Consider the following 24,651-nt stretch of genomic DNA (forward strand, 5'->3'; position numbering starts at 1 on the left):
TCGATGCCTGGACGTGGCGTGGATGTCATCTAAGTGATTTCGAATGGCCAGGTGGAACAGCTGAGGGTGACCACGGTGGCTCCGGGTGATCGCAACTACCATGGAGGCAAGTGGAAGGTCTACGTGGTTACAAGGGAGGAATCTGGACCGGCCTCCCTCTTCACATCCGCAGAGGAGTCCGAAGCGTCTTTGGTCGCTGGAGAACTTTCGATGCTGAGAAGGCCGGATGCCGACTTCCAGTGTCTGGTGCTCCGAAAGACCAAGAGCTGAAGCGGAAGGTCCGAGTTTTAGAGAAGCCAAACACTTTCGCGTGTTTGGCTTTTCCTGCTGAACGGGGCCCAGGCGGGAGGCAGGTTTGTCACCTGCCTCGACTATTCGGTCTGCGCGATTCGTCCCTAGGACGCCAGCAGCTCCGCAAGGTCTTGATCCGGAGTGGTGATCGGCTTGATGCCGTAGTTTTCGACTAAGAAGTCCAGCACCTTCGGCGAGATGAATGCTGGAAGGGAGGGGCCGAGACGAATGTCCTTTATGCCGAGGTAGAGCAGGGTCAGCAGAATGGAAACCGCTTTCTGCTCGTACCACGAGAGCACCATGGACAGCGGCAGATCGTTCACCTCGCAGTCGAACGCCTTGCTGAGCTCCACCGCGATTTGGATGGCGGAGTAGGCGTCGTTGCACTGCCCAATGTCGAGCAGGCGGGGGATTCCTCCGATATCGCCGAGCTGTTGATTGAAGAAGCGGAACTTACCGCAAGCCAGGGTGAGGATCACCGAATCTTCCGGCGTCTTGGAGACGAATTCCGAATAGTAGTCGCGTCCGCCTTTGGCCCCGTCGCAGCCCCCGACCAGGAAGAAATGCTTGATGGCGCCGGACTTCACGCCTTCCACCACTTTGTCGGCCACGCCGAGCACAGCGTTGCGGGCGAAGCCCACGGTGACCGAGCCAGCGTCGAGGTCCTTGGTGTATCCGTCCATCTGCAGGGCCATTTCGACGACTTCGGAAAAGTCGTCCTCCGCCACGTGCTTGATGCCCGGCCAGCCGACGAGGCCGGTGGTGAAAACGCGATCTGCATAGTGCGCACCCGGTTTTTGGATACAGTTTGTGGTGAAGAGGATGGGGCCGGGGAAGTCGCCGAACTCCAGGCGCTGGTTGTGCCAAGCTGTTCCGAAATGCCCTATGAAGTGAGGGTACTTTTTTAGCTCGGGGTAGCCGTGGCAGGGCAGCATCTCGCCGTGGGTGTAGACGTCGATGCCTTTGCCCTCGGTTTGCTTGAGCAGCGTCTCCAGATTTAGCAGGTCGTGCCCGGTTATGAGGATGCATTTGTTCCTGCGATATCCAAGCGGAACGGAGGTGGGAACCGGGTGACCGAAGCGGCTCGTGTTGCCGGCGTCCAGGATCTCCATGGCCCGGAGGTTGATCTCCCCGGCTTTGAGCGCTGCCTGCACGCAGTCTTCGAGCGTCAGGTTTTCCGCTCCCAGAGCGGCGAGGGCTTCGTAGACGAAGCCGGAGATCGCGGCATCGCGTTGGCCCAGCTTGGCCGCGTGGTCCCCGTAGGCGGCGATTCCCTTGACGCCGTAGAGGAGGATCTGCTTAAGAGAGCGGATGTCCTCGTCAGTATCCAATTTCTGGATAAATTGCAACTGTTTCCCTTGCTCCGCGAGCGCCTGCCAGTCCTCCATGGGGACGAAGCGAACGGAAGGGTGATCGAAATCGGCCGCTCCGGCGCGCTCCCTGAGGCGCTCCATCAGGTCATCCCTTCGCTGGACTGTCTCATGCACCAGGGCGGCGATGCGCTCCGGATCGAAGTCGACGTTGGTCAGCGTCGAGAAGATCCCCCCAAGCACGAAGGTATCGAGCTCCTCGTCCTGGATGCCCACTCGTCGCGCTTCGAGGGCGACCGGTGCGATGCCCTGCAGGGCGTAGATCAAGGCGTCCTGCAAGGAGGATACGTCTTCGCTTTTTCCGCAAACGCCGGCGATGTTGCAGGCGAGTCCGCGGGATGTCTGTTCACACTGATTACAAAACATTTCTTTTGCTATACTTTGGATGGTTGGGAGGGAGTGGCGGCAGAATAGGGGTTGGGGTGGGAAAAATCCTTGATCTCGGTCAAGAAACGCGAATCCGTCGCCGGAAAGTGGAGCGAAGCCTGGGTTGCCAAATGGGGCGTCTTTGGCATGAAACTCGCGGTCAATTCATGCAGATGGCAAATTTGGAGAAACAGATCGCCCGTAGCGCCCTTTTCCAGGGCTTGAGCGAGTCGGACCTCGGACGCTTGGCAGGTATCTGCTCGCCGAAGACGGTGGGCAAGGGAAAGCTCGTGGTCGTAGAGGGACAGGCCGCCTCCGGCTTCTATCTGGTGGCCAAGGGGCAGGTTAAGGTGTTCAAGAGCAGCAGCGAAGGACGGGAGAAGATCTTGCACGTCTTCGGCCCTGGGGAGAGCTTTGGCGAGGTGACGGTGTTCTGCGGAAAGCCTTATCCGGCCTCCGTGATGGCGATGGAGAACTCGACGCTGCTGCTGGTGCCGCGCAAGCGTTTCGTAGAGCTCGTGGAGGGCGACCCTTCGCTCTCGCTCAACATGATGGCCAATCTCGCCCTGAAGCTTCGCCGCTTCTCCTCCCAGATCGAGGACCTGGCCTTGCGCGAAGTGCCGGCACGCATCGCCTCTCACCTACTGTTCCTGTCGGAGTCGCAGGGTGGAGCCGAAACGGTTATCCTCGGCATGCCCAAAGGGCAGCTGGCCAACCTGCTGGGAACCACTCCCGAGACTTTGTCCCGGGTCTTTACCAGTCTAGGCAACTCCGGCCTCGTCCGGGCCGAGGGACGCTCCGTCCACCTGCTCGACCTGCCCGGGCTGAGAAAAGCGGCCAAGCCCTAGTCGTGATCCTAAGGGAGGTCGCCGCAGGCAGAGGTCAGTCTTGCACGGAGCCTTGCCCCCTTTCGACTCTACTAGCTGCGGAAGCGTCGGTAGGCGAGGGCGAACCCGGTGTAGACGAGGACCAGCGATGCGGCGCTCGCGAGGGTCGCGACGATTTTTCCGGGAACTCCGTAGCCCGCTCCGGTGTGGAGAAAGCGAGCCCAAACGCGGGCTCGGAGACCGGGGCTGCGATCTTGGAAGCGGGTGAACTGGAGGATTTCGCCCGTATAGGGGTCGACCTCGACCGGCGTCCATGCTCGACTGGGCATGAAGTCGGGACGGGTGAGGTAGAGCTCTATGGGCTCTGTGGCTGGAGGTCGATCGGGGGCGGCTGTCATTGGGATGCCGATACACTGCCAATCGGGGAACCTCGCTTTGGTGGAGGCGATGAGCTGGTCGTAGGGAAGGAGGTCGGCGTCCGCGGGCGGAGTGGGAAGGCGGGCGGGAGGCGTGGCCATCATGCCAAAGGTTCGCGATTCGGTGGGCGTCTCGCCATGCAGAAGAAAGGGGAGATTATGCCCCCATTCATAGGAGATGACGACTGCGGTGCCGGCTAGGATGACGAGAAAGGGGAGACTCCAGATTCCAAATACATTATGCCAATTGAAGTCGCGGGCTTTGCTGGCGTTTTTCTTTTTGAGAAGTAGGGCATTTTTGAAGAGTCGCCACTTGAGCGCTCGCGGCATCCAGAGGTAGAGGCCAGTGATGCAGAGGAGGAGAAAGGCGAGGTTGCAGGCTCCGTTGATATGGCGTCCGATGAGCCAGGTGTCCTCGCCGTCCATGCCGAGGAATCGGTGCCACATCTCGAGCTCGTGAAGAATCAGGTGGGCGGTTTGGGCTCTCGTGTCGGCTATTTCGCCCGTGTAGGGGTTGATGTAGAGCGGGTCTTCCCAGTCGAGGAGAAACTGGTATGCCTCGCTGGGATCGCTGGGGACGCGAAGGAAGTTGAAGGCGTAGTCGGGACGTTTGGCACGGACGATGGCTTGTAGTTGTTCGATGGATAAAGGGCTTGCGTCAGGAGGTGGGACGATTTGGGAGACTTCGCGATCGGCCCAAGCTAGGATCTCCTCTTCGAAGGCTATGCCTATGCCGGTGATGGACATGATCGCGATCACCGTGCCAGAGGTCAACGCAGAGGCGAGGTGTATCCAGAATATGGTTTTCCGGAGCATGAAATGGAAGCTCGTAAGTTGTTTTGGGGAGAGGTTGGGGCTGGACGGGAGAAGGCCGCCTCGACGGGCGAGACGGCCTTGAGATCAATGAAGGGAGAGTTTTTAGAATTTGTAGGAGGCGGAGAGTCGGACGTCGCGACCTGGCTCGTAAGCCCCGATGATGGACTCGTAGCCGGGGAGGGAGGAGAAGTCCTCCATGCTGCCGTGGCTGCGGTAGAGCTTGTCGAAGACGTTTTTGACGGTGAGATTGAACGTCACGTTTTTGACCCGTTCGGGTGACCAGCGCAGATAGAAGTCGTGAGTGCTGTATCCAGGTTTGTCGATGCTACCGGTTGTGTCTCCGTACGCGGCGGACGGGATAAGAATGTCGATGTCGTCGACCCCTTCAACAAGACGGACGTTCCAACCGAGGTCTAGCTGAGTGTTGACTTTCCAGAAGGCATCGAGGACCCAAGCGTTGCCCATGGTGGCAGCGATGGAGCCGTACTGGTATCGAGTCGCTTGGTGTCCGTTTACGGTTGTATCCGAATTGTCATACAACAGGCTAATGTTGTAGGCGTCCGCGCTGTAGCTCGCGCGGGCGTAGAAGCCTCTGGTTTCGAGTTCGCCGAGGTTGGTATAGAAATTGCCCCAAGGCACGGAACGTTGGGCATCCTTGCTCGCTTCTTCGGTGTTCACGATGATGTCGTCGATCGTGTTGTTGAATAGGCCGAGCTCGAAGGAGATGCCGTCCCGATAGTAGTTGATGGCAATCTCGTTGTTGCGAGCGGATTCGCCTTTGAGGTTGGGATCATTGGCAGATCCGAGTCTGGAGCCAGCTTGCCAGAGCTTGAAGGCGTCGTTGATTTCCGGTCCGCGGTAGGCGCTGGCGCTGCCGGCAGTCAGCGTGATTTCCGGAGTGATTGAGTAAGCGACACCGAGGTTTGGACTGAACCCATCGTTGGAGAGCGTCTGGCCGACGAGGTCGTTGAGCTCGTAGTCGTCGAAGCGGGCGCCCAGGGTGATGACTAGGTCTTCGGATGCTTGGATGCGGTCCTGGGCGAATACGCCTCTCACCTTGGCCTGCTCTCGACCGGCGTAGGCTTCGCCGACGGTGCCGGAGACGATATGGTCTTCCCGGTAGTCGACTCCGTAGGTAATCTCGTGGTTGGATAGGTTTTGGGTGTTTGCGAGGTAGAGCTGGGTGCTCTCGATGTTGCCCATGTAGGGATCTTCGTCTCCTTGGCGGATTTCCCCTTCGGTGAAGCTGAGGCGCGTTTCGAGGTTGAGCCAGTCGACGTTGTCGGAATCGAGCTGATAGTTGAGTACGGCGGTGTCGCGTTCGGACTCGAGGTAGATGAGGGGGTTGTTGGGCGCGATGAAGGACCACTCGGGCCGACGGAGATGGTCGCCATCTTCTTGTATGTTTTCGAAGCTAAGCTCTATGCGTTGACCGTTGCTGAGTTCGCCGACGAGCTTGCTGAACAGGACCTCATGATCGCTGTTTGAGCCCGGGGAGACGTTTCCTTTCGCATCCTCGAGATCATCGTGTTCGGAAGTGACGTAGCTGACGAGACCGCTCCATGTGTCATTGAAATTTCCATACAGCGTTGCGCTGGCCTTGAAGCCGTCGGTGTTGCTGTAGTAGCCGGATTTGAGGAGGGCGCCGAAGCGCTGATCTTGACGGAGCAGGTCGGAAGGATCTTTGGTAACGAAACGGATGGCTCCTCCGAGGGCTCCCGGACCGTCGGTTGCGTTTCCGATGCCGGACTGGATTTCGATTCGTTTGAGGAGCTCTGGCTCGAGAAGGTTTCGCCCGAGGTGGTGGAAGAGGGCGCCTGATTGGGTAGCTCCGTCGACGCTGACGTTGAGCATGGCTTCGCCGATGCTGCGCACGTATATCTTTTGGGCCACTGCGGTGGAGCCGCCGACGGTGATGCTCGGGTCGAGGGAGAGAGCGTCCTCGAGATCGGTGGCCTGGCGTTGGGAAAGATCGCGCTCGGTGATTTGCAGCGTGTTGCGCACGCCGTCGGCTTCGACGGTGAAGGGAGCAAGCTCGACGATGGTGTCGGAGCTTTGAGCCGAGAGGGGCGAAGTAAGGGCGAGCGCTCCTGATGCGGCTGGGAGCAGGACGCGTTTAGCGTTTTGAAAAAGGCTATTGTTCATGGGAAATAGATTTATGAATACAGAGACGCGAGTCGTAGGGCTCGGCCGGTGTAGGCAGCGAAGCTTAGCGCTTTGAAGGTTTCGACTCCGCTCTGAGACGGATTTTTGAGACCCCGAGAGGGATTAAGGAGAGCGCTGCTTGAAGGTGCAGGGAATCGCCCTCATTCCTGTGACTTCGCATTGAAGGGCAGTCCTGAAGAGGTGAAAGGGGACGGAGCGAGCGTCGTACTCTACACGTTGGCTCTTTGGCGAAGAAGAGCTGCCGTCAGAAAAAGCGTACCTGCGAAGAGGACTACGGATCCAGCTATAAGAAGCTCGGAGAGGTAGGCGACGGGTGGCTGGGCCAATTTCGTAAGCAAGGCCTGAAGAAAGAGGGCGCCTTCGGTGATGGCGAAACCGATCAGCAATCCGCAAATGCCGAGAGCGCTGGCTTTTCCGCGTTTCATCCAACGGTTTTGCAGAGCCCATAGAATGAGGGCGGGGGTGACGATGCCAAGAAACACCAGATGGAGGAAGCCGATGGCGGAAAAGCGGTCGATGGAAAAGCTGATGAAACCCGGCAGACTGGCGAAGAGCTGTAGGAAAAACTTGGCTACAAAGCAAACCATGGCTAGGAGGGCGAGGGCGCGAGCCAGCGGTTGGAGGTCTGCTTGGCGATAGGCTGCTATGATGCTTGGTAGAAGGGTGGACAGGCCGATGAGCTGGGCGCAGCCGCTAAGCAAGGCGACGGCGCCGACCCAGATGGGGACCTGTATCCACAATGCGGATAAGGTCACGTTTCCTGCGGTTCCGATCGAAAGCCACCAGAGAGCCTTATTGAGGCGGTTTTGCGGTAGGGATGGTGACAGGTTTTCTATCGCTTTGAGTAGAGCTGCGATGAGGAAGAAGAGGAACCAGCCGTTGTATTGGAAGTGAAGATAGAAGTAGATGGCGAAGGTGTACCAAGGGGATTCGCGCAGGTCCATGGCGGCCATCGGTCCAAGCGCGAGCGGGCCTAGGGACGAGAGCAGCATAAAGACCAGACTGGTCTTGAGAAAGCCGCTGGGGGCCTGGCCAGGAGGAGCGTCTTTCCAAAGCAGGATCGCGAAGCAGGCGGAGCCAGCGAGATGGAGAGTGGAAAACGAAATGCTCGCGGCGGCGTAGCCTTGGAAGGGGAAGGATGCGAGCATGCCGAGGTTCGCCACCTGCAGGACGATGAAGAGCTGGCGTATTTGGCGATGTCTCGACGGGTGGAGGAAGAGAACGATGGCTATGCCGATAAAGGCGTTGAAAACCCAGCCGAGGAACGCGATGTGCGAGTGGGCGTGCAGCAGGTAGCGATAGGTCACTCCGAGCTGCGGTGAGATGGCGTACCAACGCAGGTAAAGCCCGATGCCTGCAGCGATCACGAAGAACACCGCTGCGACTTGAAACGCTCTGCGGGCCAATGCTTCGGAGGGGCTGGGATCGGGTTTGGGTGCAGCGCTCATTTTTGTCACTGTCTCTGGGAGAGCTTCGGATTGCAAGGTGTCGCTCGATTCTGGATACGCCAATGGCGAGTCGGCGGACGAAGCGCGAGCGGTCCCGACAGCAGGCTTGTTTCTCTACGGGAGGGCGAATTCCCTGAGCGTCGGGTGGCTGGCCGGCCTAAACGGTGAGCTTGCGGGCTCGGCAGAGATTGCCGCTGTGGGCGGCCACGCGAGCGCACTTGCCGCAGATGAACTTCGGTTTGCAGACGATCAGCTGGATCTCGTCGAGGTGTTCCTTGATGGCGACTTTCTTCAAGCCGCAGAGCGATTTGCCTTTTAGTTTCATTGGGCTTTTTGGCGAAGAATGGATTCCTGTCGAAGCAGGACGCTTGGATTGATGCCGTACGCCTCCTTGAAGGCGCGGGCGAAGTGACTGGGGTTGCTGTAGCCGACGGCGTTGGCGACTTCTATCACGCTGGAGCTACCCGCTTGCAGAATGTCGCGGGCACGCTCCATGCGCACTTGTCTTAGATATCCGAATACGGTGGTGCCGAAGCGTTCCTTGAAGCCGCGCTTGAGCTTGAACTCGTTCAGATGGGAGGCTCGGCTGAGCTGGGCGATGCTGTGATCCTCGTGGTAGCGCGTTTCGAGGATGCGGGCCACTGTGTTGAGAGACGATTCCTCGCGGGCCATCTTCGCGTTGGAGACCGCAGCGCAGGGAGAGAAGATCGGCTGGTCGAGCAGCATGGCGAGCCATTCCAAGGTTTTTGATTCGATCAGGAGCCGGCTGCGTGTAGTCGATCCGTCGATACTCGACAGCTCCTGGCCCAGCGCTAGGAGCCGCCCGCTCGCCGGCTCGCTCGCCATGAACGGGCGATCCTTGTCGAGGAGCTGGGGCGACACGGTGTGGGAGAATCCGGTCAAGCTCTCGGTCGCTTGAAGATCGCACTCGATCCAGATCAGCCGGCAGTTCCCCGCGCGAGTGAAGCTGGTCCGGCAGCCGGCCGGCTTCAGCAGCACCCAGCTGCCCGATTCGATCCGCTGGTGGTTCCGCCCGTCGATGCTTAGACCCAAGATACCTTCGGCCAGGTAGAGGATTTGCAGGTGCTCGGCAACCGGCCAGAGGCTGCTAGCGTTCGAGGCGCCATCCGGCAAGGTGGTCCTCAGCAAGCTCATGCCCGGACGCTGCTCGAATCGGTCCACGGCCGCCAAGGCGTCGCCGAACGCGACCATCGGCCGCGAAGGGGCCTTGAACGGACAGTAGGTCGTTTTTCGCTGAGCCTCGGCGCTGCTTTGCGGTTTCATGGTGCGACATCTTTTTGAGAGGAAGTCGCAATAAGCCCGGCTCAGGGCATCCTGTCAAACGTGAAAATGAGACACATTCGCAAGAAATTGCCTGAGCGGTGAGGCCCTGGGTTCTTGCGGGGGACGCTGAACCGCTGGCGCTTGGGCTGTGGTTTAGGGTGAAAACGGCATGTTTTCCGAGGAAAGGGTCCACTTTCGATTTGCCCCGAAATGCGAAACACCAATGCTTTGCGTTCCTTTCGAAACTCCAACACGAAATAACGACAGATATGGCAATCGCGACCGGCACCAAGGCACCTGACTTTACTTTGAAAAGCAAAAACGACGACGGTTTGGCCGACGTCACTCTCAGCGAAAACTACGGCAAGACCGCCACGGTCCTCCTTTTCTTCCCCTTGGCATTCACCAGCGTGTGCGAATCCGAACTTTGCGGCATTCGCGATTCGCTGGCCGATTACGAGGGGCTCAACGCAAAGGTTTACGGCATCAGCGTGGACAGCCCGTTCTCCCAGGAAGCCTTCGCCAAGGCGAACGGTCTGAATTTCCCGCTGTTGAGCGATTTCAACAAGGAGGTCAGCAAGGCCTACGACGTGCTCTTCGAGGATCTGCTCGGCTTCCAGGGCGTGTCCAAGCGGGCGGCCTTCGTGATCAGCAAGGATGGCGAGGTGGTCTACAGCGAATCGAGCGACGATCCCAAGAAATTGCCTGACTTCGAGGCGATCAAGGCGGCTCTCGCCTAGGGGGCCACGACACTTTCGGGGACGGCGTCTTGGGGCGGCGTCCTCATTTCCTACACAGACTGCAGAATCTCACCGATAGACCGCGGCGTGGCGACGCTCGCGGCGTGTTTACGAAAAGACAGATACGACAAATGAGCGAACTACCAAATCCGCTGAATTCTCTGAAAACGTTCGATTCCGGCCTCGAGGGCGAATCCTTCTACTACTCGCTTCCTTCTCTGGAAGAGAGCGGAATCGGTCCGATTTCCAAGCTGCCGGTATCCATTCGGGTGGTACTGGAATCGGTCTTGCGCAATTGCGATGGCAAGCGGGTGACGGAGGAGGATGTGAAGACCTTGGCGAACTGGAACGCCGAGGACCCTGCCAACGTGGAGATCCCGTTCGTGCTCTCTCGTATCGTGCTGCAGGACTTCACCGGCGTGCCGCTGCTGGTGGACTTGGCCGCCATGCGCAGCGCGGTGGCGGAAGTGGGCTCGGACCCGTCGATGATCGAGCCGCTGGTGCCGGTCGATCTCGTGGTCGACCACTCGGTGCAGGTCGACAAGTCGGGCACGGCGGATTCGTTTTTGCAGAACATGGCCATCGAGTTCCAGCGCAACATGGAGCGCTACGAGTTTCTCAAGTGGGGCCAGCAAGCGTTCGAGACCTTTCAGGTGGTGCCTCCTGGCATCGGCATCGTTCACCAGGTCAATCTCGAGTACCTCGCCAAGGTGGTTCATGCCAAGGAAGTCGACGGCGGAAACGTCTTCTACCCGGACACCCTGGTGGGAACCGACTCCCATACCACCATGATCAACGGCATTGGCGTCGTGGGCTGGGGTGTGGGTGGCATCGAGGCGGAGTCCGGCATGCTCGGCCAGCCGGTCTATTTCCTCACGCCTGAAGTCATCGGAGTGAATCTCACTGGAGCGCTCAAGGAAGGCGTCACCGCCACCGACTTGACCCTTCGCATCACCGAGCTGCTGCGCAAGGAGAAGGTCGTCGGCAAGTTCGTGGAGTTCCACGGAGAAGGCGCTCGCCAGCTTTCGCTCGCGGACCGCGCCACCATCGCCAACATGGCTCCGGAATACGGGGCTACCATGGGCTATTTCCCGGTCGACGAAAAGTCGCTGCAGTACCTCGAAGCGACTGGCCGCGATCCCAAGCACGTGGCGTCGGTCAAGGCTTACCTCGAAGCTCAGGGCCTCTTCGGCATTCCGGAAGCGGGTTCCTTGAACTACACCAAGGTGGTCGAGCTCGACATGAGCACCATCGACCCCAGCGTGGCGGGACCCAAGCGTCCGCAGGATCGTATCGACGTGAAGGACCTCGGAAACGCCTTCGAAAAACTCTTCACCCAGAGCGGATCCGAAGGTGGCTTCGGTCGCGCTTCGGAAGACCGCGCGACCAAGGTGACGGTCGAGAGCGACGACGCTATGAACGGTCAGGAGATCGGCCATGGCTCCGTGCTGATCGCGGCCATCACTTCCTGCACCAACACCTCCAACCCCAGCGTGATGCTGGCGGCGGGACTGCTCGCCAAGAAAGCGGTCGAGAAGGGGCTCACGGTCAATCCCACGGTGAAGACCAGCTTGGCTCCGGGCTCCCGCGTGGTCACCGACTACTTGAACGAAACCGGCCTGCAGGACTACCTCGACAAGATCGGTTTCAACCTGGTGGGCTACGGCTGCACCACCTGTATCGGAAACTCCGGCCCGCTGGCCGATCCGATCGAAGCGGCCATCGCCAAGGGCGAGCTGGTGGCGGCTTCCGTGCTTTCGGGAAATCGCAATTTCGAAGCCCGCGTTCACGGCTCCATCAAGTCGAACTTTCTCATGTCGCCGCCGCTGGTGGTGGCGTACGCTCTCGCGGGACGCGTCGATCTGGATCTCACCAGCGACCCCATCGGAACCGGCAGCGATGGGCAGCCAGTCTACCTCAAGGACCTCTGGCCCAGCAACGCGGAGATCGAGGCCGCCATCGTCAAGGGCCTCAAGCCGGAGATGTTTCACAAGCAGTACTCCAGCGTGGCCAATGCCAACCCGGAATGGCTCAAGATCGAGTCCTCCACCGGCGAGCTCTACGAGTGGAACGACGAATCGACCTACATCCACCAGCCCCCGTTCTTCGATGGTTTCTCTATGGAAGTGGGCAAGATCGAGCCCATCGTGGGCATGCGCCCGCTGGCCATCCTTGGCGATTCCGTCACCACCGACCACATTTCTCCCGCGGGGGCGTTCAAGCCGGAAACCCCTGCCGGAAAGTTCCTGCTCTCCAAGGGCGTGGAGCCGAAGGATTTCAACTCCTACGGCAGCCGTCGCGGAAACGACCTCATCATGACCCGCGGCACCTTCGCCAACGTGCGGGTGAACAACCTGATGGCCGATGGCAAGGAAGGCGGATTCACCAAGATCATGCCGGAGGGAGCTCCCTCTACCATCTTCGACGCCTGCCAGGAGTACAAGAAGCGCGGCACCCCGCTCATCGTTTTCGCCGGCATCGACTACGGCATGGGCAGCTCGCGCGACTGGGCGGCCAAGGGCACCAATCTCCTGGGAGTGAAAGCGGTCGTGGCTCGTTCCTACGAGCGTATCCACCGCTCGAACCTCATCGGCATGGGCGTGCTTCCGCTCGAGTTCCTCGATGGCCAAAGCGCTCAGACGCTCGGCCTCGACGGTTCCGAAGTGGTTTCCCTGCCGCAGCTCGGAGACGACCTGAAGCCGGGCCAGACGCTCACCGCGGTGGTGGAGCGCTCCGGCGGCGCCAAGGAGGAAATCGAACTCAAAGTGCGCGTTGATACCGCGATCGAAGTAGAATATATTCGCAACGGTGGTATTTTACCTTACGTCTTGAGGGACATTCTTAAATCCTCGAAATAGGTTTCCTTTTATCTGCATCCGAAAGACCCAAGAGCTTTCATTCACATGCCCGACGAAACACCCGTTTTTCTAGTCGATCCGTACTCCAATCCGGTTGCGATTCGCATCTCGGGTCGAGCGTCGTTTCAGAACGTGGTCCCGCTGAAGGAGTTCCTCAAGAATGCCTACGCCAACGGCAAGCGGGATTTCGTTTTCGATTTCAGTCAATGCGCCGGCATGGACAGCACCGTGCTCGGCGTCTTGGCGGGTTGCGCTCTGGAGCTGAGGCGCCTGACTCCCAAGGGGTCGCTGGTGCTCTCCCGCTTGAGCGACCGCAACCTGGAGCTGGTCAAGAACCTCGGCCTGCACCGCATCGCCACAGTGGATACGGGAGGCGCGGGCAGCGGCTCCGGCGGGGCGACCACCGCCCTGTCAGCTGAGCAGCTGACCGAGTTGGAAAACGCCCGACTTTGTTTGGAAGCCCATGAGAATCTGGTGGAAGCGGATTCGGAAAACCGAGAGAAGTTTCAGGACGTCATCGCATATCTAAAGAACCGGGTCGAAGACGAATCCTAGATGCTCGCGCTCCTGCTTGGCCTGGCCACCCTCGCTGCACTCTTCTTCGTCTGGCTTTACTTTCGTGAGCTGAAGCGAAGCGCGGAGTACCTCGAGCGGTCGCAGCTGGTGCAGCAGGAGAAGCTCATCGTGGTGGACTTCATGCACGACATGGTGCAGGCCATCGGCGAAGGGCTCGGCAAGGAGGAGCTGTTTCAACGCATCGCCCATGCCTCCATCGTGAGCACCGGCGCCCTGAGCGCTTGCGTCTTCGAAAAAGGGGAGGACGGCAAGCTGCGCAGCGTAGCGGTCGAGGGCCTCTATCCACCGCACGGTCCGTTGCCGGAACCGGAAACGGCGCGGGCGTCCACCCGAGCCCGCTTCATCGAGCGCGTCATGCGCTCGGAGGAATTTTCCGTGGGAGAGGGGCTGATCGGAGGCGTGGCCAAAAGCGGTCGGGCGGTGCTGGTGGAGGATGGACGAAATGATCCGCGCCTCACGCGCCACGACGATCCGTCGTTGGCGGTTTCCACCATCATCTGCGCCCCCATCACCTTCTCGGGCGAGGTGCTCGGCGTGCTCTCGGTCTGCAATTCGGCGGACGGTCTGCCCTTTTCATCCACCGACTTTTCGGTGGTGAAATCGCTGGCGGAACAGGCGGGCGTGGCCATCAACAACAACCAGTTCGTGACGCTGCAGCTCGAGCGCAAGCAGATCGACGTGGACCTGGCCATCGCTCGCAACGTGCAGCAGATGCTGCTCCCGCAAAGGCTGCCGGAGCTGCAAGGACTGGATCTGGACGCTCGCTACCTGTCGTCGCACAGCATCGGTGGAGATCTCTTCGACGTGGTGCGGCTGGATGAAACGACCTTGGGAGTGGCGGTGGCCGATGTATCGGGAAAAGGGATACCTGCGTCCATCATCATGGCGATCTGCCGCACCAACCTGCACCGCGTGGCGCAGATCGAGCGCTCTCCCAAGACGGTTTTGCTGGAAGTGAACGAGGCCATGTCGGGCGAGCTCCGTCAGGGCATGTTCGTCACCGTGCTCTACGCGGTGATCGATCTGGCCAAAGGCTGCATCACCTACGCGAGGGCGGGGCACGAGCGGCCGCTGCACTGTCGCCACGATCGTCAGCGTGACATCTTCGTGACGGAGTATCCGACAAGCGAAGGCATGCCGGTCGGCATGTTCGATCAGGATCTCTTTCGTGAAAGCCTCGAAGAGCGCACCTTGCCCTTCGAGCGAGGCGAGGTGTTCGTGGCTTACACCGATGGGGTGATCGAGACCATGAACGCGGTGCAGAAGGAGTATTCCGCCTCGCGCCTGGCCGATGTGGTGAAAGGCTCTCGCAAGCGAAGCGCATTGGAGATCAACGATGCCATCATCGGAAGCCTAGGGCGCTTTAGCGGAAAGAAGACCTACGGCGACGATGTGACGATGGTCACCGTGAAACGCTTGTAGACGCGCGCATCAGGAAGGTTGATCGAGCGGGGCAAAACGCTTGTGCGGGATGCGGACATCGATAGGGTTCGGCTCATGCCCCATAATCCTGCGCCCCTGACAAAGGATGGCTCCAAGCTGTCCCTGACCGAGTACGTCGGTTTCGCTCTTGGCGATACCGCGTCCAACTTCTTCTTCAAGTTCTTCGGCTTCTTCCTGCTCTACTACTACACCGATGTGTTCGGCATCGACGCGAAGGCGGCGGGCACCATGTTTTTCGTCACGCGCTTGATCGATGCCATCACGGATCCCGCCATGGGCGCTTTGGCGGACCGAACCAAGACCCGCTGGGGCAAGTATCGTCCCTATCTGCTGTGGATGGCGGTACCGTATGGGATTTGCGGATACCTGCTGTTCGCGAATCCGGACTTGAGCGAAGCGGGAAAGCTCGTTTACGCCTACATCACCTATTCGCTCATGATGCTCGTCTACACGGCGATCAACGTGCCGTACTCCTCGTTGATGGGAGTGCTCAGCCCGTCGCCGCGGGTGCGGACCATCGCCTCGAGTTTCCGCTTTGCGGGCGCCTTTGGCGGAGGCCTTTTGATCACGACCTTCGTGCGACCGCTGGTGAAGGCCTTGGGGGGCGAGGACGAGGTATTGGGATTTCAATACACCATGATTCTGTTCGCGGCCCTTTCCATCGTGCTGTTCTGGATCACCTTCGCCACGACACGAGAGCGTGTGCAGCCGCCTGAGGATCAGGAGAACAATCTTAAGGAGGAGCTTGGGGAATTGCTGAAGAACAAGCCCTGGCTGCTGCTGTTCGTGGCCGCGGTCTTTTCCACGACCTTCATCGTGATGCAGAATATGGTGACGCTGCACTATTTCAAATACAACGTGGGAGCCGACGATGTCCCGGTCTTTTGGATCCTCGATCGCTCGTCGCTCTTCATGAGCGTGGGCATGCTTATGATGATGGCTGGGGCGATCGCCATGGGGTTCGTCAGCCAGTACCTCGACAAGAAATGGCTTTCGGTCTGGTTGACGGGGCTGACCTCGCTATGCTTGGTCGGATTCTATTTTGTTCCAGAAAGCAACTACGGTCTGCTGCTTGGTCTGAATGCTCTCACCTCGTTCATGATGGGACCGACTTCCGCCTTGGTCTGGGCCATGTACGGCGACGTAGCGGACTACGGCGAATACAAGTACCGCAGACGGTCCACGGGACTGATCCACTCCGCGACCCTGTTCTCGCTGAAAACCGGGAGCATGATCGCTGGGGCCTTGGCGGGTTGGATGCTGTATTCCTTTGGTTTCGAGGCGAACCAGGTTCAGGGTGAGCGCAGCCTGCTGGGCATCAAGCTCATGTTTTCCATCATCCCGGCCATTTTCGCTTTGGGGAAAGCCGCGGCGCTCTTCGTGTATCCACTGGATGCTGCCTACATGAAAAGGATTGAGATCGAGCTGGCCCAGCGCAAGGGAGGATGACTTCCGATTTGCGAGCACTCGAGGGTTGTATCCAGCAATGCCGCCTCCTATGAGCTGGTACATCATGAGATTTCGCCTGTCCCTGATTGCAATCGTCCTGCTCTGCGCGTCCGCCGCTCGAGGCCAGGACGCGATCGTTCAAAACAGCGAGGAGGAGGCTCCGTCCTGGAAGGACGTGGTGCGTACCTACGAGCCCATCTACGTCGGCTACACCTTTGACGAGGATGATCAGGCTTTCATGGACTTCTCGTTGTCGGTCATGACGCCGGCTTCGATCCTTTTGCCGTGGAGGTCGTGGAATCCGCAAAACAAGTTTCCCGACCGCGTCGGGTCCTACCAGCGCACCGCTAGCAAGTGGCAGCCGCGCATGTACATCGCATTCAGCGGACGAGCGGGCCAGTACATCGGTACGCGAGAGTCCTCTCCGGTGGTGGGCAAGCGTTTCAATCCGCTCTTCAGCCTGCGCTGGTGGCAGGAGGACACGGAAAACCGTTCGCCTGAGAACGCAACCGGACGGGAATTGGGGTTGTACGACTACTTCGAGCTCTCCTACGGACATGAGTCGAACGGTCAGAGCATCGGCGATGTCGAGGACCCTCAGACGCCGGAGGAGATGGACCTGGGGCGCTTGCGCTACGAGGCTCGCCGTCGCGAGGCCGAGATCGTGGACGGCGATACGGACATCGCTCGGGACGACTTGAGCCGTGGCTGGGACTACATCGGAGCCCGCTGGGCGAACAGCTGGAAGCATGATAACCACACCTGGTACCTCCAGCTCGACGGGCGCTACTACCTCTCCGATGGCCTGTTGCAGGGAGAGGCCGAAGAGTACAACCTTTGGGAAAACGACGGCGATTGGCTGGCCCGCTACGATGGCGAAATCACCCGCAGCAAGGTGGACGGATTGAGGGCCACTCTGCGCTACCGCTCGCAGAGTTTGAATCGAATCCTTGATGCCAACGAGGCGTCGATCGAAGTGCGCACTGGATACGAGGATCCTTTCGAACGTCTCACGGTGAAGCTAGAGCTTGGGTTCAAATACACGTCCTTGTGGTACCGATATGGATACAACAGCGATCTGGTAAACTACTACCACAAGGACGAGAGCTGGGGCATCGCCATTCGCATCCGCCAGTTCTAGGGCTGAGGCGAGGGCTGCTGCTCAGTTTTCGTCGGCCGCGGAAAAGGTGGTCCGAAAGAAGATGGGAAAGACCTCCTCCTCGAACGTGATCGTGGTATGAGGCTCGGCGGGAAAGAATGCTCCTGAGCTCTGCCAGGTTTGCAGGTCGTACGAGTGTTCTATGCGGTAGTCGTATTCAGAACGCGGAGTCGAGACGGTGATCGTTGGCGATTGGTTGGCAGTTCGGAGCAGCGTCACCGGAAAGTGGGGCTCATCGGCTTTCAGATCGTAGGCGTACTCTTCGCGCAACGTGTATCCATCGGAGTCGTGGTCCAGATCGGGCGGGGAGTCGAGCGGAAGCCGGATGCTGCCTAGCCACGCTTGAAACCGTTCTTCCGCATTAGCGATCGGGTAAGCGCGGTCGCCTGCGGGGTAGATGTCGGGCCATGCGGGAGGTTGCATTCCCTCACCGAGGTAGAAGCTAGGATGAGGCGGCTGGTTGTATCCAGAGTTTTGCCACGCGATGGCGACGCGATACTGTCGATCGTGCATGAGGGTGACGAAGCGATGCTCCGTCGGTTCGGTGGTGGTGTAGATGCGAAGCTTTGCATTGTCTTCCGTTCGCCAGACGACCTCCTCGCGCCAGTCGCCGAATAGGTCGGCGCTTAAGGCGGGAGTGGCCTTGGTGCCATTGTTGGAGGTGGCCCCTTGAGCCACGAGCAGGGCGTCCAGGCTTTCGGTTTCCCAGTTCCACTTGGAGATGACATTGCGGTCCAGCATCTCGCGCAGCAGGTCGCCGTCCCAATAGCAGGCGAAGTTGACCGCGCTGGGGCGCCGCTCGGAAATGAAGGTCCCGCTGGCGTTGTAGAGGCCGCTGCGGGTGCTCCATGTCTCGTATCCGAGGTGGTTCGGGTCGATGTCCGATGCCATGCCGCGACCTACGTCGTCGCCGCCGGCATCGATGCTATAGATGATTTCGCCGGTCGCGGCATCGTGCAGTTCGGAGCCGTGACCGTTGTATTGGCTGGGGGATTCGTGCACCATCCAGATTTCGAGACCGTCGCGCGTCGGATCCATGTCCGATAGATGCAGGGCGTCTCCGTGCCCGAGCGTCGTGTTGTAGAGGCCGGTGCCGTCATGGTCGATGCTGCAGGCGCCGTAGACGATTTCGTCGAATTGGTCCCCATCCAAGTCGCCGATGGTCAGGCTATGGGCGCCTTGGCTTGCGTAGTCGGAAAACGCTTCGTCGGTATCGAAGGTCCATCGATTGACCAGTTCGCCATCGCTCCAGTCCCAGGCGGCGACCACGGTACGGGTGTAGTAGCCGCGGCACATGATCAGGCTGGGGCGTTCGCCATCCAGGTAGGCGACGCCGGCCAGAAAGCGATCCACGCGGTTTCCGTAGCCATCTCCCCAGTCGGTGACGCGTCCGCGTTGCGGCACGTAGTCGACGGATTTAAGTATGCTGCCGTCTTGCCCGTTGAAGAGGGTGAGAAACTCCGGTCCCTCCAGGATGCGCCCGCTGCCGTTTCGGTAGTCCGCTTCGGCGTCGCCGATGACCTCTCCGGTTCCGCTGACGGTGGCGTCGGCAGTTTTGCAGGCGATTTCGGCGAAGCCGTCACCGTCGAAGTCGTAGGCGATGAACTGCGTGTAGTGGGCTCCGGCTCGGATGTTGCGTCCGAGGTCGATGCGCCAGAGTTGGGTTCCGTCCATTTCGTAGGCGTCCAAATAGACATTGCCGGTATAGCCGTCCCGGGAGTTGTCCTGAGCGTTGGAGGGGTCCCATTTCACGATGATTTCGTATTGGCCATCGTTGTCGAGATCGGCCGCCGAGCAATCGTTTGGCGAGTAGCTGTAGTTCTGGTTGTCTGGCGTCACGCCGCCAGCCGGTCTCGAAAGCGGGATCTCCAGATACTGCTGCGTGGGAGCGTCCTTGGGAAGCGAATACGCCTCGGAAGGAGGCTGCAGCGTCGCCTGGCTGATGGGGCGCACGAAGTACCGGGTGTCCTTCTGCCCATCGTAGTCGTTGTCGATGAAGCAGGTGGCGTTCTGGAGGGGATGCTCGCTGATGCGGGTAGGCAAGCCGCCGTCGACTGCTCGGTAGACGTGAAATTGGGTATCCTCTTCGTCGGTCGCGAGCAGGCGCCAGCTGAGGAAGCTGCGGTCTTCGGCCGTCTTTACGGCGATCAGTCCTCGGTCGAGAGCTTCCATCTGGTGAGCAGCGGCTTGGCTGGCGGTTGGCAGGTGGGTGCAGCAGATCAGCGCGAGCGTGCTCGCCAGAGGTCGGGGGCGCAGTGAAGGCATAGTCGAATGGTCGGTGGTTGAGGTCCGAGCAGCGATGGGGTGAGAGGCGAGCCTGCGGAGCCGAGCGTGAAGCGCCAGCCCGGTTCCCTTTGACTGTCAACCTCGGTCCGGGGCGCGGGCGATGAACTGCGCGACTGAAGCGAGCCCGGTGTGCAATCGCCCTTCGTTCACCGGACGCTTGACGGTCCGGCTCAGCAGGATTTCGCAACCTTCGAAGTCCTCGCGCAGGGAGTCGAGCGTGACCAGAAGATCGGGATCCTTGGGGCCTCCTGTGCCGAGCTCGAGCTGCTCGGGCGTATAGGCTTCCAGAAGAATGATGCTGCCAGGGCGCAGGGCGGCGAGGCAGCGCTGGTAGAGCCCTTTGCGCCAGGCGCTAGGGAAGTGGGCGAAGATGGAAACCAGCGATCGGTAGCGATCCTTTCCCAGGTCGCAGTCGCTCAAGTCCGCCACTACGGTTTCGATGGAGACGCCCTCCTGCTCGGAGAGGGCCTGAGCTTTGCCCAGTCCTACCGAGGAGCTGTCGATGCCGGTGACGCGCAGCCCTTGCTTGGCCAGGAAAACGGCGTTGCGCCCCTCGCCCTCCGCTAGACTGAGGGTCGGGCTCGCTAGCCGGTACGCGTTTTCCGCCAGGAAGGCGTTCGGCTCGATGCCGTAGGCGTAGCCCTCTTGGGCGTAGCGTTGGTCCCAAATGGAAGTCATAGCGATGAGGGAGATTGGTCCGCGGTAAAATTCGAGTCAATCGCCGCGTGCAGGGGGAGGGGCGAGGATTTGTTTTTGAGAGAATCGGCAAAGCGTGCAGGTTGAAGGCGCCAAGCGACGATGTTTAGTGAATTCGAAGAGCGTTTCAACCAAGCGATCGAGCTGATCGGGGACCTGCATGGAAACATGGCGGTGTTGTCCCGGATCGATGGTCTTCTGAAGGACTACAACTCCAACCTGTCCGAAATCGAAACCTTGATCGAGTCCGACGGGGCCATCGCGGGATCGATCATCAAGATCAGCAACAGCGTGCTCTACGGGCTAGCTCAGCCCAACGACTCGGTGGGGGAGGCTCTGCAGACGGTGGGCTTCGATCAGGCCTTGAAGCTGGTGAGCATGGCCCTCTCCAAGCAGGTGTTCATGCGCGACTTGGACGCCTACGGAGTGAGCGCCAACGACTATTGGCGGCAGAGCTACTTCACCGCGATTTTCATGGAGAACGAGGCGAAGCGCTTCGGGTTGGAGGAAAGCGACGCCTATCTGCTCGGTCTGCTGCACGGAATCGGTCGCGTGGTGATCAACGAGCTGCTGCACGTCAACGAGGTGGAGGTCTTCTGGGATCGCTACCTGCCGCTTTCGCAATGGGAGCGCTCAATGGTGGGCTTCACCAACGAGATCGCCGGTTCGCTGCTGCTGAAGAACTGGGAGTTTTCCACTGCCGTCTATGGCCGCATCGGAAACCAGTTTCGCAAGGAGGAGATCGCGAAGGATACCTTGCTGGCCATGCTGCACTACACGCGGCAGATGTCGCTCAACGTGGACGACGAGCAGCGCTTGCGAGACTATCTCGTTCCGGAAAACCATTTCTACCTCCGCCGTACGAGAAGCACCAGGGCTCAAATCAAGGGAGCGGTGCGCAAAGCTCGCGAAGAGATGAACGCGGTCTACGAAAGCATAAGGGATTGTTGAGATGGAACTTCGAAATTTGAACGAGCCGGAGCGGCCTGTATTTAGAATTTTGATACTCGACGACAGCGCCTCGACGAGAGGTCTGGCCAAAGCCGCCATCGAACGCAACCTGCCGTGCGAGGTCATGATGTGCCGCACGTTCGAGGCTTTGCTCGAGGCGACCAAGGAACAGGCTCCGGATCTGTTTCTGCTGGAGGTTTCCATGGATGGAGTCTCGGGGGAGGAGCTGGCCAGGAAGCTCAAGGACGACCCGCTCACCGCGGAAATCCCCATCGTGTTTCTCTCCGCCCTCAAGCAGCCCGCCCGCCGCGTGGCGGCTCTCAAAGCCGGTGGCGTAGACTACATCGACAAGCCCTTCTATCCGGAGGAGCTGGTGGCTCGCCTGCGCAATCACATGAACATGCACCGGCTTCGCTTGGAAAAGCAGGAGCAGATCGCGGAGCAGCAGGCATTGCTTCGGGTGCTGTGCCATGACCTGGTGAATCCGGTTTTCGGGGCCCACAGCCTGTTGGATCTCAAACGTGAGCTCGGCAAGGTCGACGACCGCACCCTTAAGATCGTGCTGGATTGCTGCAAGAGCGCCATGGACATCATCGAAAACGTGCGAGCCGAGCACAAGCTGGTGGCCGCCGACAAGCAGTTTGGAGAGGAAAGGGCCATCGCTTACCTGCGGGAGTGTTTCGAGGAATCTCAGCGCACGCTGCAGGGCAAGTTCGAGAAGAAGGACGTGACCTTGCGGGTGGTCTACAACATCGACGCCGCCTTGCCGATCAAGCGCGTGGTGCTGGTGCACAGCGTGCTGAACAACCTGCTGACCAACGCTCTGAAGTTCTCCTATCCAGGCTCCCTGGTTTCGATGGCGGCCCGCTTGGAGCAGAGCGAGGACGGCAGGCAGTGCGTGATCGAAGTGAAGGATCAAGGCATTGGCATGCCGCCGGAGATCCTCGAAAAGGTTTTCCAGGAAGGGGCCAAGGTTTCTCGAACGGGCACCGCCGACGAAAAGGGCACCGGATTCGGCATGCCGCTGGTCAAGCGCTACGTCGAACGAGCGGGCGGCTCGGTGCGCATCGAATCGAAGGCTGCGGATCCGGCCCTGCCGGAGCTCAAGAGCGGCACTACCGTCTTCCTGACCTTTCCGGTGGTCGAGTAGGCGGTGCGGGCCGGTCGAACGCTGAGCTAGATCTTTAGTTTCACGCCGGCTCGGTTGATCAGGCCGGTGATGGCGATGATCATGAGAGCGAAGAAAAACGATTTGAGCAGGCCGATCGCTCCATGGGTCAAGGAGTCCGGCAGTTCGATTCCCAACCAGTGCGAGATGGGATAGACCAGATAAGGTACGAGATAGCAAGTGAGTGTGGCCACGCCGGCGGGTCGGATCCAGCGGTACCATGCGGAGATGTTTTTTGTATCCATAAGCCAATACATGAAAGCGAAGGCGAGGGCGGTGATCCCCGTGCAGATCTGAGTCCAAGCCGGAGTTCCTAGTATTTTTGAGATGCCCCAAAACGGCCTAAAAGCGAGACCGGCGACCAAGGCGAGGACGCCGAAAGTGACGAGGAAACCGATAAACGCGGCGGATCCGCGTTTTTGGAGAACCTGCAGGTAGAGTGTCGATACCAGAACGCCAGCCGTAGTGAGGGCGGGGAGCGCTCCATCGGTTATGATCCAGACATGATCTCGAACTAAGGCTGCCGATTCCAGCATCCCAGCAAAGGCTGCGATGTTCAGCAGAGACAGGAATGCCCAGCCCGTTGCCACCCAAACGGTTTTTCCACCGGATAGGAGATAGAGAAACGCGGCTAGCAGGTAGGACCATCCGATGAGGCCTAGGATCCCCCACCAATGCGGCTCGAGCCAGTTGTATCCGTTTTCCGGATCGCTTCGAAATGTCGCGGCGAGAAACGCGAGCAGCAGCAGGCCGCCCGCTTTGAGTCCGAGGATCGTTTTCTGGCCAAGCCCCCGTTTCGGATAGACGTTCCAGATCAGAAAGAACCCGATGGTCATCAAGACCTGCCAGAGCGGTTTGGGAAGCGGGGCGCTTGGCGCGTGGTAGCTGTCGAGATTCACCATCAGAATACCCATCACGAGCAAGGCAGCGCTGCGGCTGGCGATGTGCCGGGCGATGCTGGTTTGGCTTTCGCCCTTGCGTTTGCGCTGGTCGATCGCGAAAGGAATCGAGAGCCCTACGATGAAAAGAAAGGCGGGGAAAATGACGTCGGAAAAGCCAAGCGCATCGACGTCCGCGGGCATGTGCTCCAGCCAGTGCGGCACGGCGCTGAGCGTCCAGAAGTCGTTCACCCAGATCATGAGCAGCATAGTGATCGCTCGCAGAGCGTCGATGGATTGTATTCGAAAAGTGGATGTCATGGATGAGGGCTATTTCTATGGCTTAGGGAAAAGCGTGTTCAATGTATCGATCGGACCGCGCTGCTGCTGCTCGACCGAATCGGGGTCGGCGTAGATCTCCATGAATCGCTCCGCGGACGACCAGTAGGTGAGAAGGATTCCGAGGTGGCGCTCGGCGAGGACTGGGTTTGAGCGCTTGCGAAAGCTCAGGGCTTGCTCCAGCTGGGCTAAGCCGACCTGGGGCTTGTTCCAAGGACAGGCCAAGACGTGAAAGCCTTTCAGGGCGAAGTAGGGTGGCGTGGCTTCGGCCCGCTCGTAGTGCCAGTCGCAAATAACGACATCCTTCGGGATGAGATCGATGGCGGGATGCGTGTCGTTGGCGCTCGCTTCCCACATGCCAAGACCGGTTGTATCCGCATTGAGGAGACGGTCGCCCCATATCCAAAGGGAACGGCCGGATGCGGCGAGGTGGTCGCGCACACGAGTGACCTCGTCGGCAAAGAGCTTCGCTTTGTTCTTTCCTGCGCAGCGCGGGCAGCGCTCGTCGCCGATGTAGAAGACCTCGTCCATGCCAGCGTGAAAGCTGCTGGCCTCGAAGGCCTCCATCAGCTCGTCCACCAAGGCGAATACCACGTCGTGGACGTCCGGGTGAAGAGGACAGTAGCTTTTGCAATAGAGCCCGTCCTCGTTTGGCCACTCATAGGTTTCCGGCATTTTCACGTGCGGCGTCTCATCGAATTCTGGATACACGGCGAGCAGTCGACCTGTCGTTTCGGCCCAGGATTGATGGCCTAGCAGGTTGATTTGCGGAATCAGCTCGATATCGTTTCGCCGTCCGCATTCCACCAGCCGCTTCACATGCTCCAAAGTGAGAGGGTTCTCGGACTGAAGTTCCGGGTGGCTGGTGTAGGCGAATCGGTAGTCGATGCGAAGCACGAGCGTGTTGAGGCCGCGCGGGACCAGCTCTGTCTCCACGAATTCGATGAATTGGCTCAAGCTGGCAGGATTCGGAGCTGCGATCGCCAGTCCGCGAACGGGCAGCGAACGGCTGGTTTCGTTTGCCCAGAGCGAAGCGAAGCTAGCGACGATGAGCGCGAGTGAGGCGAAAAAGCGCATGGTAAAAACGGGGTTGGGGCTGTGCGATGAGACGGCGTCGGAGGGAA

The 24,651-nt window shown here is 59.6% G+C and carries 20 protein-coding genes; 10 read left to right on the forward strand and 10 right to left on the reverse strand.

Translation table 11 applies throughout. The annotated features are described in order from the left end of the window. Positions 1 to 33 precede the first annotated feature (33 nt). Positions 34 to 270, forward strand: a complete 237-nt coding sequence (locus QEH54_RS06145; protein ID WP_309017767.1) for a hypothetical protein — start codon at positions 34 to 36, stop codon at positions 268 to 270. A 125-nt stretch (positions 271 to 395) separates the two neighbouring features. On the opposite strand, the gene hcp is transcribed toward QEH54_RS06145, so the two are convergent. Beyond that, complete coding sequence (gene hcp, locus QEH54_RS06150) at positions 396 to 2,027, reverse strand: hydroxylamine reductase (protein ID WP_309017768.1); 1,632 nt, start codon at positions 2,025 to 2,027, stop codon at positions 396 to 398. A gap of 167 nt (positions 2,028 to 2,194) precedes the next feature. Between hcp and QEH54_RS06155 the strand changes: the two genes are divergently transcribed. Beyond that, positions 2,195 to 2,875: a Crp/Fnr family transcriptional regulator gene (locus QEH54_RS06155; protein WP_309017769.1), complete on the forward strand. Its 681-nt coding sequence runs from the start codon at positions 2,195 to 2,197 to the stop codon at positions 2,873 to 2,875. Between the two features lie 71 nt (positions 2,876 to 2,946). Here the strand turns inward: QEH54_RS06155 and QEH54_RS06160 are convergent, their stop codons facing one another. The 5 genes from QEH54_RS06160 to QEH54_RS06180 all read right to left on the reverse strand — a co-directional run bounded on the left by QEH54_RS06160 (position 2,947) and on the right by QEH54_RS06180 (position 8,984). Next, complete coding sequence (locus tag QEH54_RS06160; RefSeq protein WP_309017770.1) at positions 2,947 to 4,086, reverse strand: PepSY-associated TM helix domain-containing protein; 1,140 nt, start codon at positions 4,084 to 4,086, stop codon at positions 2,947 to 2,949. A gap of 102 nt (positions 4,087 to 4,188) precedes the next feature. Beyond that, complete coding sequence (locus QEH54_RS06165) at positions 4,189 to 6,231, reverse strand: TonB-dependent receptor (protein ID WP_309017771.1); 2,043 nt, start codon at positions 6,229 to 6,231, stop codon at positions 4,189 to 4,191. Positions 6,232 to 6,461: 230 nt separating this feature from the next. Further along, positions 6,462 to 7,700, reverse strand: a complete 1,239-nt coding sequence (locus tag QEH54_RS06170) for a hypothetical protein (protein WP_309017772.1) — start codon at positions 7,698 to 7,700, stop codon at positions 6,462 to 6,464. Positions 7,701 to 7,857: 157 nt separating this feature from the next. Then, the gene (locus QEH54_RS06175; protein WP_309017773.1) at positions 7,858 to 8,025 is read right to left on the reverse strand and encodes a hypothetical protein; all 168 of its coding nucleotides are present in this window, start codon (positions 8,023 to 8,025) and stop codon (positions 7,858 to 7,860) included. Beyond that, positions 8,022 to 8,984, reverse strand: coding sequence for an AraC family transcriptional regulator (locus QEH54_RS06180; RefSeq protein WP_309017774.1), 963 nt, complete (start codon positions 8,982 to 8,984; stop codon positions 8,022 to 8,024). The genes QEH54_RS06175 and QEH54_RS06180 overlap by 4 nt, the downstream gene beginning before the upstream one ends. Before the next feature lie 269 nt (positions 8,985 to 9,253). Here QEH54_RS06180 and QEH54_RS06185 point away from each other — a divergent pair, with 269 nt between their 5' ends. From QEH54_RS06185 to QEH54_RS06210, 6 genes are all read left to right on the forward strand, one after another. After that, positions 9,254 to 9,724 carry a redoxin domain-containing protein gene (locus QEH54_RS06185; protein WP_309017775.1) on the forward strand — a complete coding sequence of 157 codons (471 nt, stop codon included), beginning with the start codon at positions 9,254 to 9,256 and terminating at the stop codon, positions 9,722 to 9,724. 131 nt (positions 9,725 to 9,855) lie between these two features. Next, the gene (gene acnA / locus QEH54_RS06190; RefSeq protein WP_309017776.1) at positions 9,856 to 12,582 is read left to right on the forward strand and encodes an aconitate hydratase AcnA; all 2,727 of its coding nucleotides are present in this window, start codon (positions 9,856 to 9,858) and stop codon (positions 12,580 to 12,582) included. 45 nt (positions 12,583 to 12,627) lie between these two features. After that, positions 12,628 to 13,137 (forward strand): STAS domain-containing protein, encoded by a 510-nt coding sequence (locus QEH54_RS06195; RefSeq protein WP_309017777.1) that lies wholly within the window; start codon positions 12,628 to 12,630, stop codon positions 13,135 to 13,137. Further along, positions 13,138 to 14,580: a SpoIIE family protein phosphatase gene (locus QEH54_RS06200; protein WP_309017778.1), complete on the forward strand. Its 1,443-nt coding sequence runs from the start codon at positions 13,138 to 13,140 to the stop codon at positions 14,578 to 14,580. It abuts the gene before it with no gap. 75 nt (positions 14,581 to 14,655) lie between these two features. Beyond that, entirely contained in the window at positions 14,656 to 16,050 is a 1,395-nt protein-coding gene (locus QEH54_RS06205; RefSeq protein WP_309017779.1) for an MFS transporter, read from the forward strand. 49 nt (positions 16,051 to 16,099) lie between these two features. Beyond that, positions 16,100 to 17,191 (forward strand): hypothetical protein, encoded by a 1,092-nt coding sequence (locus QEH54_RS06210; RefSeq protein ID WP_309017780.1) that lies wholly within the window; start codon positions 16,100 to 16,102, stop codon positions 17,189 to 17,191. 21 nt (positions 17,192 to 17,212) lie between these two features. Here QEH54_RS06210 and QEH54_RS06215 read toward each other — a convergent pair whose 3' ends face one another. After that, positions 17,213 to 19,474: a rhamnogalacturonan lyase gene (locus tag QEH54_RS06215; RefSeq protein ID WP_309017781.1), complete on the reverse strand. Its 2,262-nt coding sequence runs from the start codon at positions 19,472 to 19,474 to the stop codon at positions 17,213 to 17,215. Positions 19,475 to 19,570: 96 nt separating this feature from the next. After that, on the reverse strand, positions 19,571 to 20,164 hold the full coding sequence (locus tag QEH54_RS06220; RefSeq protein ID WP_345785640.1) for a class I SAM-dependent methyltransferase: 594 nt from the start codon (positions 20,162 to 20,164) through the stop codon (positions 19,571 to 19,573). Between the two features lie 129 nt (positions 20,165 to 20,293). Between QEH54_RS06220 and QEH54_RS06225 the strand changes: the two genes are divergently transcribed. Both QEH54_RS06225 and QEH54_RS06230 read left to right on the forward strand, forming a co-directional pair. Further along, complete coding sequence (locus tag QEH54_RS06225; protein WP_309017783.1) at positions 20,294 to 21,142, forward strand: HDOD domain-containing protein; 849 nt, start codon at positions 20,294 to 20,296, stop codon at positions 21,140 to 21,142. A 1-nt stretch (position 21,143) separates the two neighbouring features. Beyond that, the gene (locus QEH54_RS06230; protein WP_309017784.1) at positions 21,144 to 22,292 is read left to right on the forward strand and encodes a hybrid sensor histidine kinase/response regulator; all 1,149 of its coding nucleotides are present in this window, start codon (positions 21,144 to 21,146) and stop codon (positions 22,290 to 22,292) included. Positions 22,293 to 22,318: 26 nt separating this feature from the next. Here QEH54_RS06230 and QEH54_RS06235 read toward each other — a convergent pair whose 3' ends face one another. Both QEH54_RS06235 and QEH54_RS06240 read right to left on the reverse strand, forming a co-directional pair. Next, positions 22,319 to 23,509, reverse strand: coding sequence for a DUF5009 domain-containing protein (locus tag QEH54_RS06235; RefSeq protein ID WP_309017785.1), 1,191 nt, complete (start codon positions 23,507 to 23,509; stop codon positions 22,319 to 22,321). 15 nt (positions 23,510 to 23,524) lie between these two features. Further along, a complete protein-coding gene (locus tag QEH54_RS06240) occupies positions 23,525 to 24,604 on the reverse strand; it encodes a family 20 glycosylhydrolase (protein ID WP_309017786.1) in 1,080 nt (359 codons plus the stop codon). Positions 24,605 to 24,651: the final 47 nt, after the last annotated feature.

The organism is Pelagicoccus sp. SDUM812003 (genome assembly GCF_031127815.1).
Lineage (GTDB): Bacteria > Verrucomicrobiota > Verrucomicrobiia > Opitutales > Opitutaceae > Pelagicoccus.

Coding starts and splice junctions, on each gene's coding strand:
- hcp (WP_309017768.1), bottom strand. CDS start 2,027: ATGTTTTGTAATCAGTGTGAACAGACATCCCGCGGACTCGCCTGCAAC.
- QEH54_RS06155 (WP_309017769.1), top strand. CDS start 2,195: ATGCAGATGGCAAATTTGGAGAAACAGATCGCCCGTAGCGCCCTTTTC.
- QEH54_RS06160 (WP_309017770.1), bottom strand. CDS start 4,086: ATGCTCCGGAAAACCATATTCTGGATACACCTCGCCTCTGCGTTGACC.
- QEH54_RS06165 (WP_309017771.1), bottom strand. CDS start 6,231: ATGAACAATAGCCTTTTTCAAAACGCTAAACGCGTCCTGCTCCCAGCC.
- QEH54_RS06170 (WP_309017772.1), bottom strand. CDS start 7,700: ATGAGCGCTGCACCCAAACCCGATCCCAGCCCCTCCGAAGCATTGGCC.
- QEH54_RS06175 (WP_309017773.1), bottom strand. CDS start 8,025: ATGAAACTAAAAGGCAAATCGCTCTGCGGCTTGAAGAAAGTCGCCATC.
- QEH54_RS06180 (WP_309017774.1), bottom strand. CDS start 8,984: ATGAAACCGCAAAGCAGCGCCGAGGCTCAGCGAAAAACGACCTACTGT.
- QEH54_RS06185 (WP_309017775.1), top strand. CDS start 9,254: ATGGCAATCGCGACCGGCACCAAGGCACCTGACTTTACTTTGAAAAGC.
- acnA (WP_309017776.1), top strand. CDS start 9,856: ATGAGCGAACTACCAAATCCGCTGAATTCTCTGAAAACGTTCGATTCC.
- QEH54_RS06195 (WP_309017777.1), top strand. CDS start 12,628: ATGCCCGACGAAACACCCGTTTTTCTAGTCGATCCGTACTCCAATCCG.
- QEH54_RS06200 (WP_309017778.1), top strand. CDS start 13,138: ATGCTCGCGCTCCTGCTTGGCCTGGCCACCCTCGCTGCACTCTTCTTC.
- QEH54_RS06205 (WP_309017779.1), top strand. CDS start 14,656: ATGCCCCATAATCCTGCGCCCCTGACAAAGGATGGCTCCAAGCTGTCC.
- QEH54_RS06210 (WP_309017780.1), top strand. CDS start 16,100: ATGAGCTGGTACATCATGAGATTTCGCCTGTCCCTGATTGCAATCGTC.
- QEH54_RS06215 (WP_309017781.1), bottom strand. CDS start 19,474: ATGCCTTCACTGCGCCCCCGACCTCTGGCGAGCACGCTCGCGCTGATC.
- QEH54_RS06225 (WP_309017783.1), top strand. CDS start 20,294: ATGTTTAGTGAATTCGAAGAGCGTTTCAACCAAGCGATCGAGCTGATC.
- QEH54_RS06230 (WP_309017784.1), top strand. CDS start 21,144: ATGGAACTTCGAAATTTGAACGAGCCGGAGCGGCCTGTATTTAGAATT.
- QEH54_RS06235 (WP_309017785.1), bottom strand. CDS start 23,509: ATGACATCCACTTTTCGAATACAATCCATCGACGCTCTGCGAGCGATC.
- QEH54_RS06240 (WP_309017786.1), bottom strand. CDS start 24,604: ATGCGCTTTTTCGCCTCACTCGCGCTCATCGTCGCTAGCTTCGCTTCG.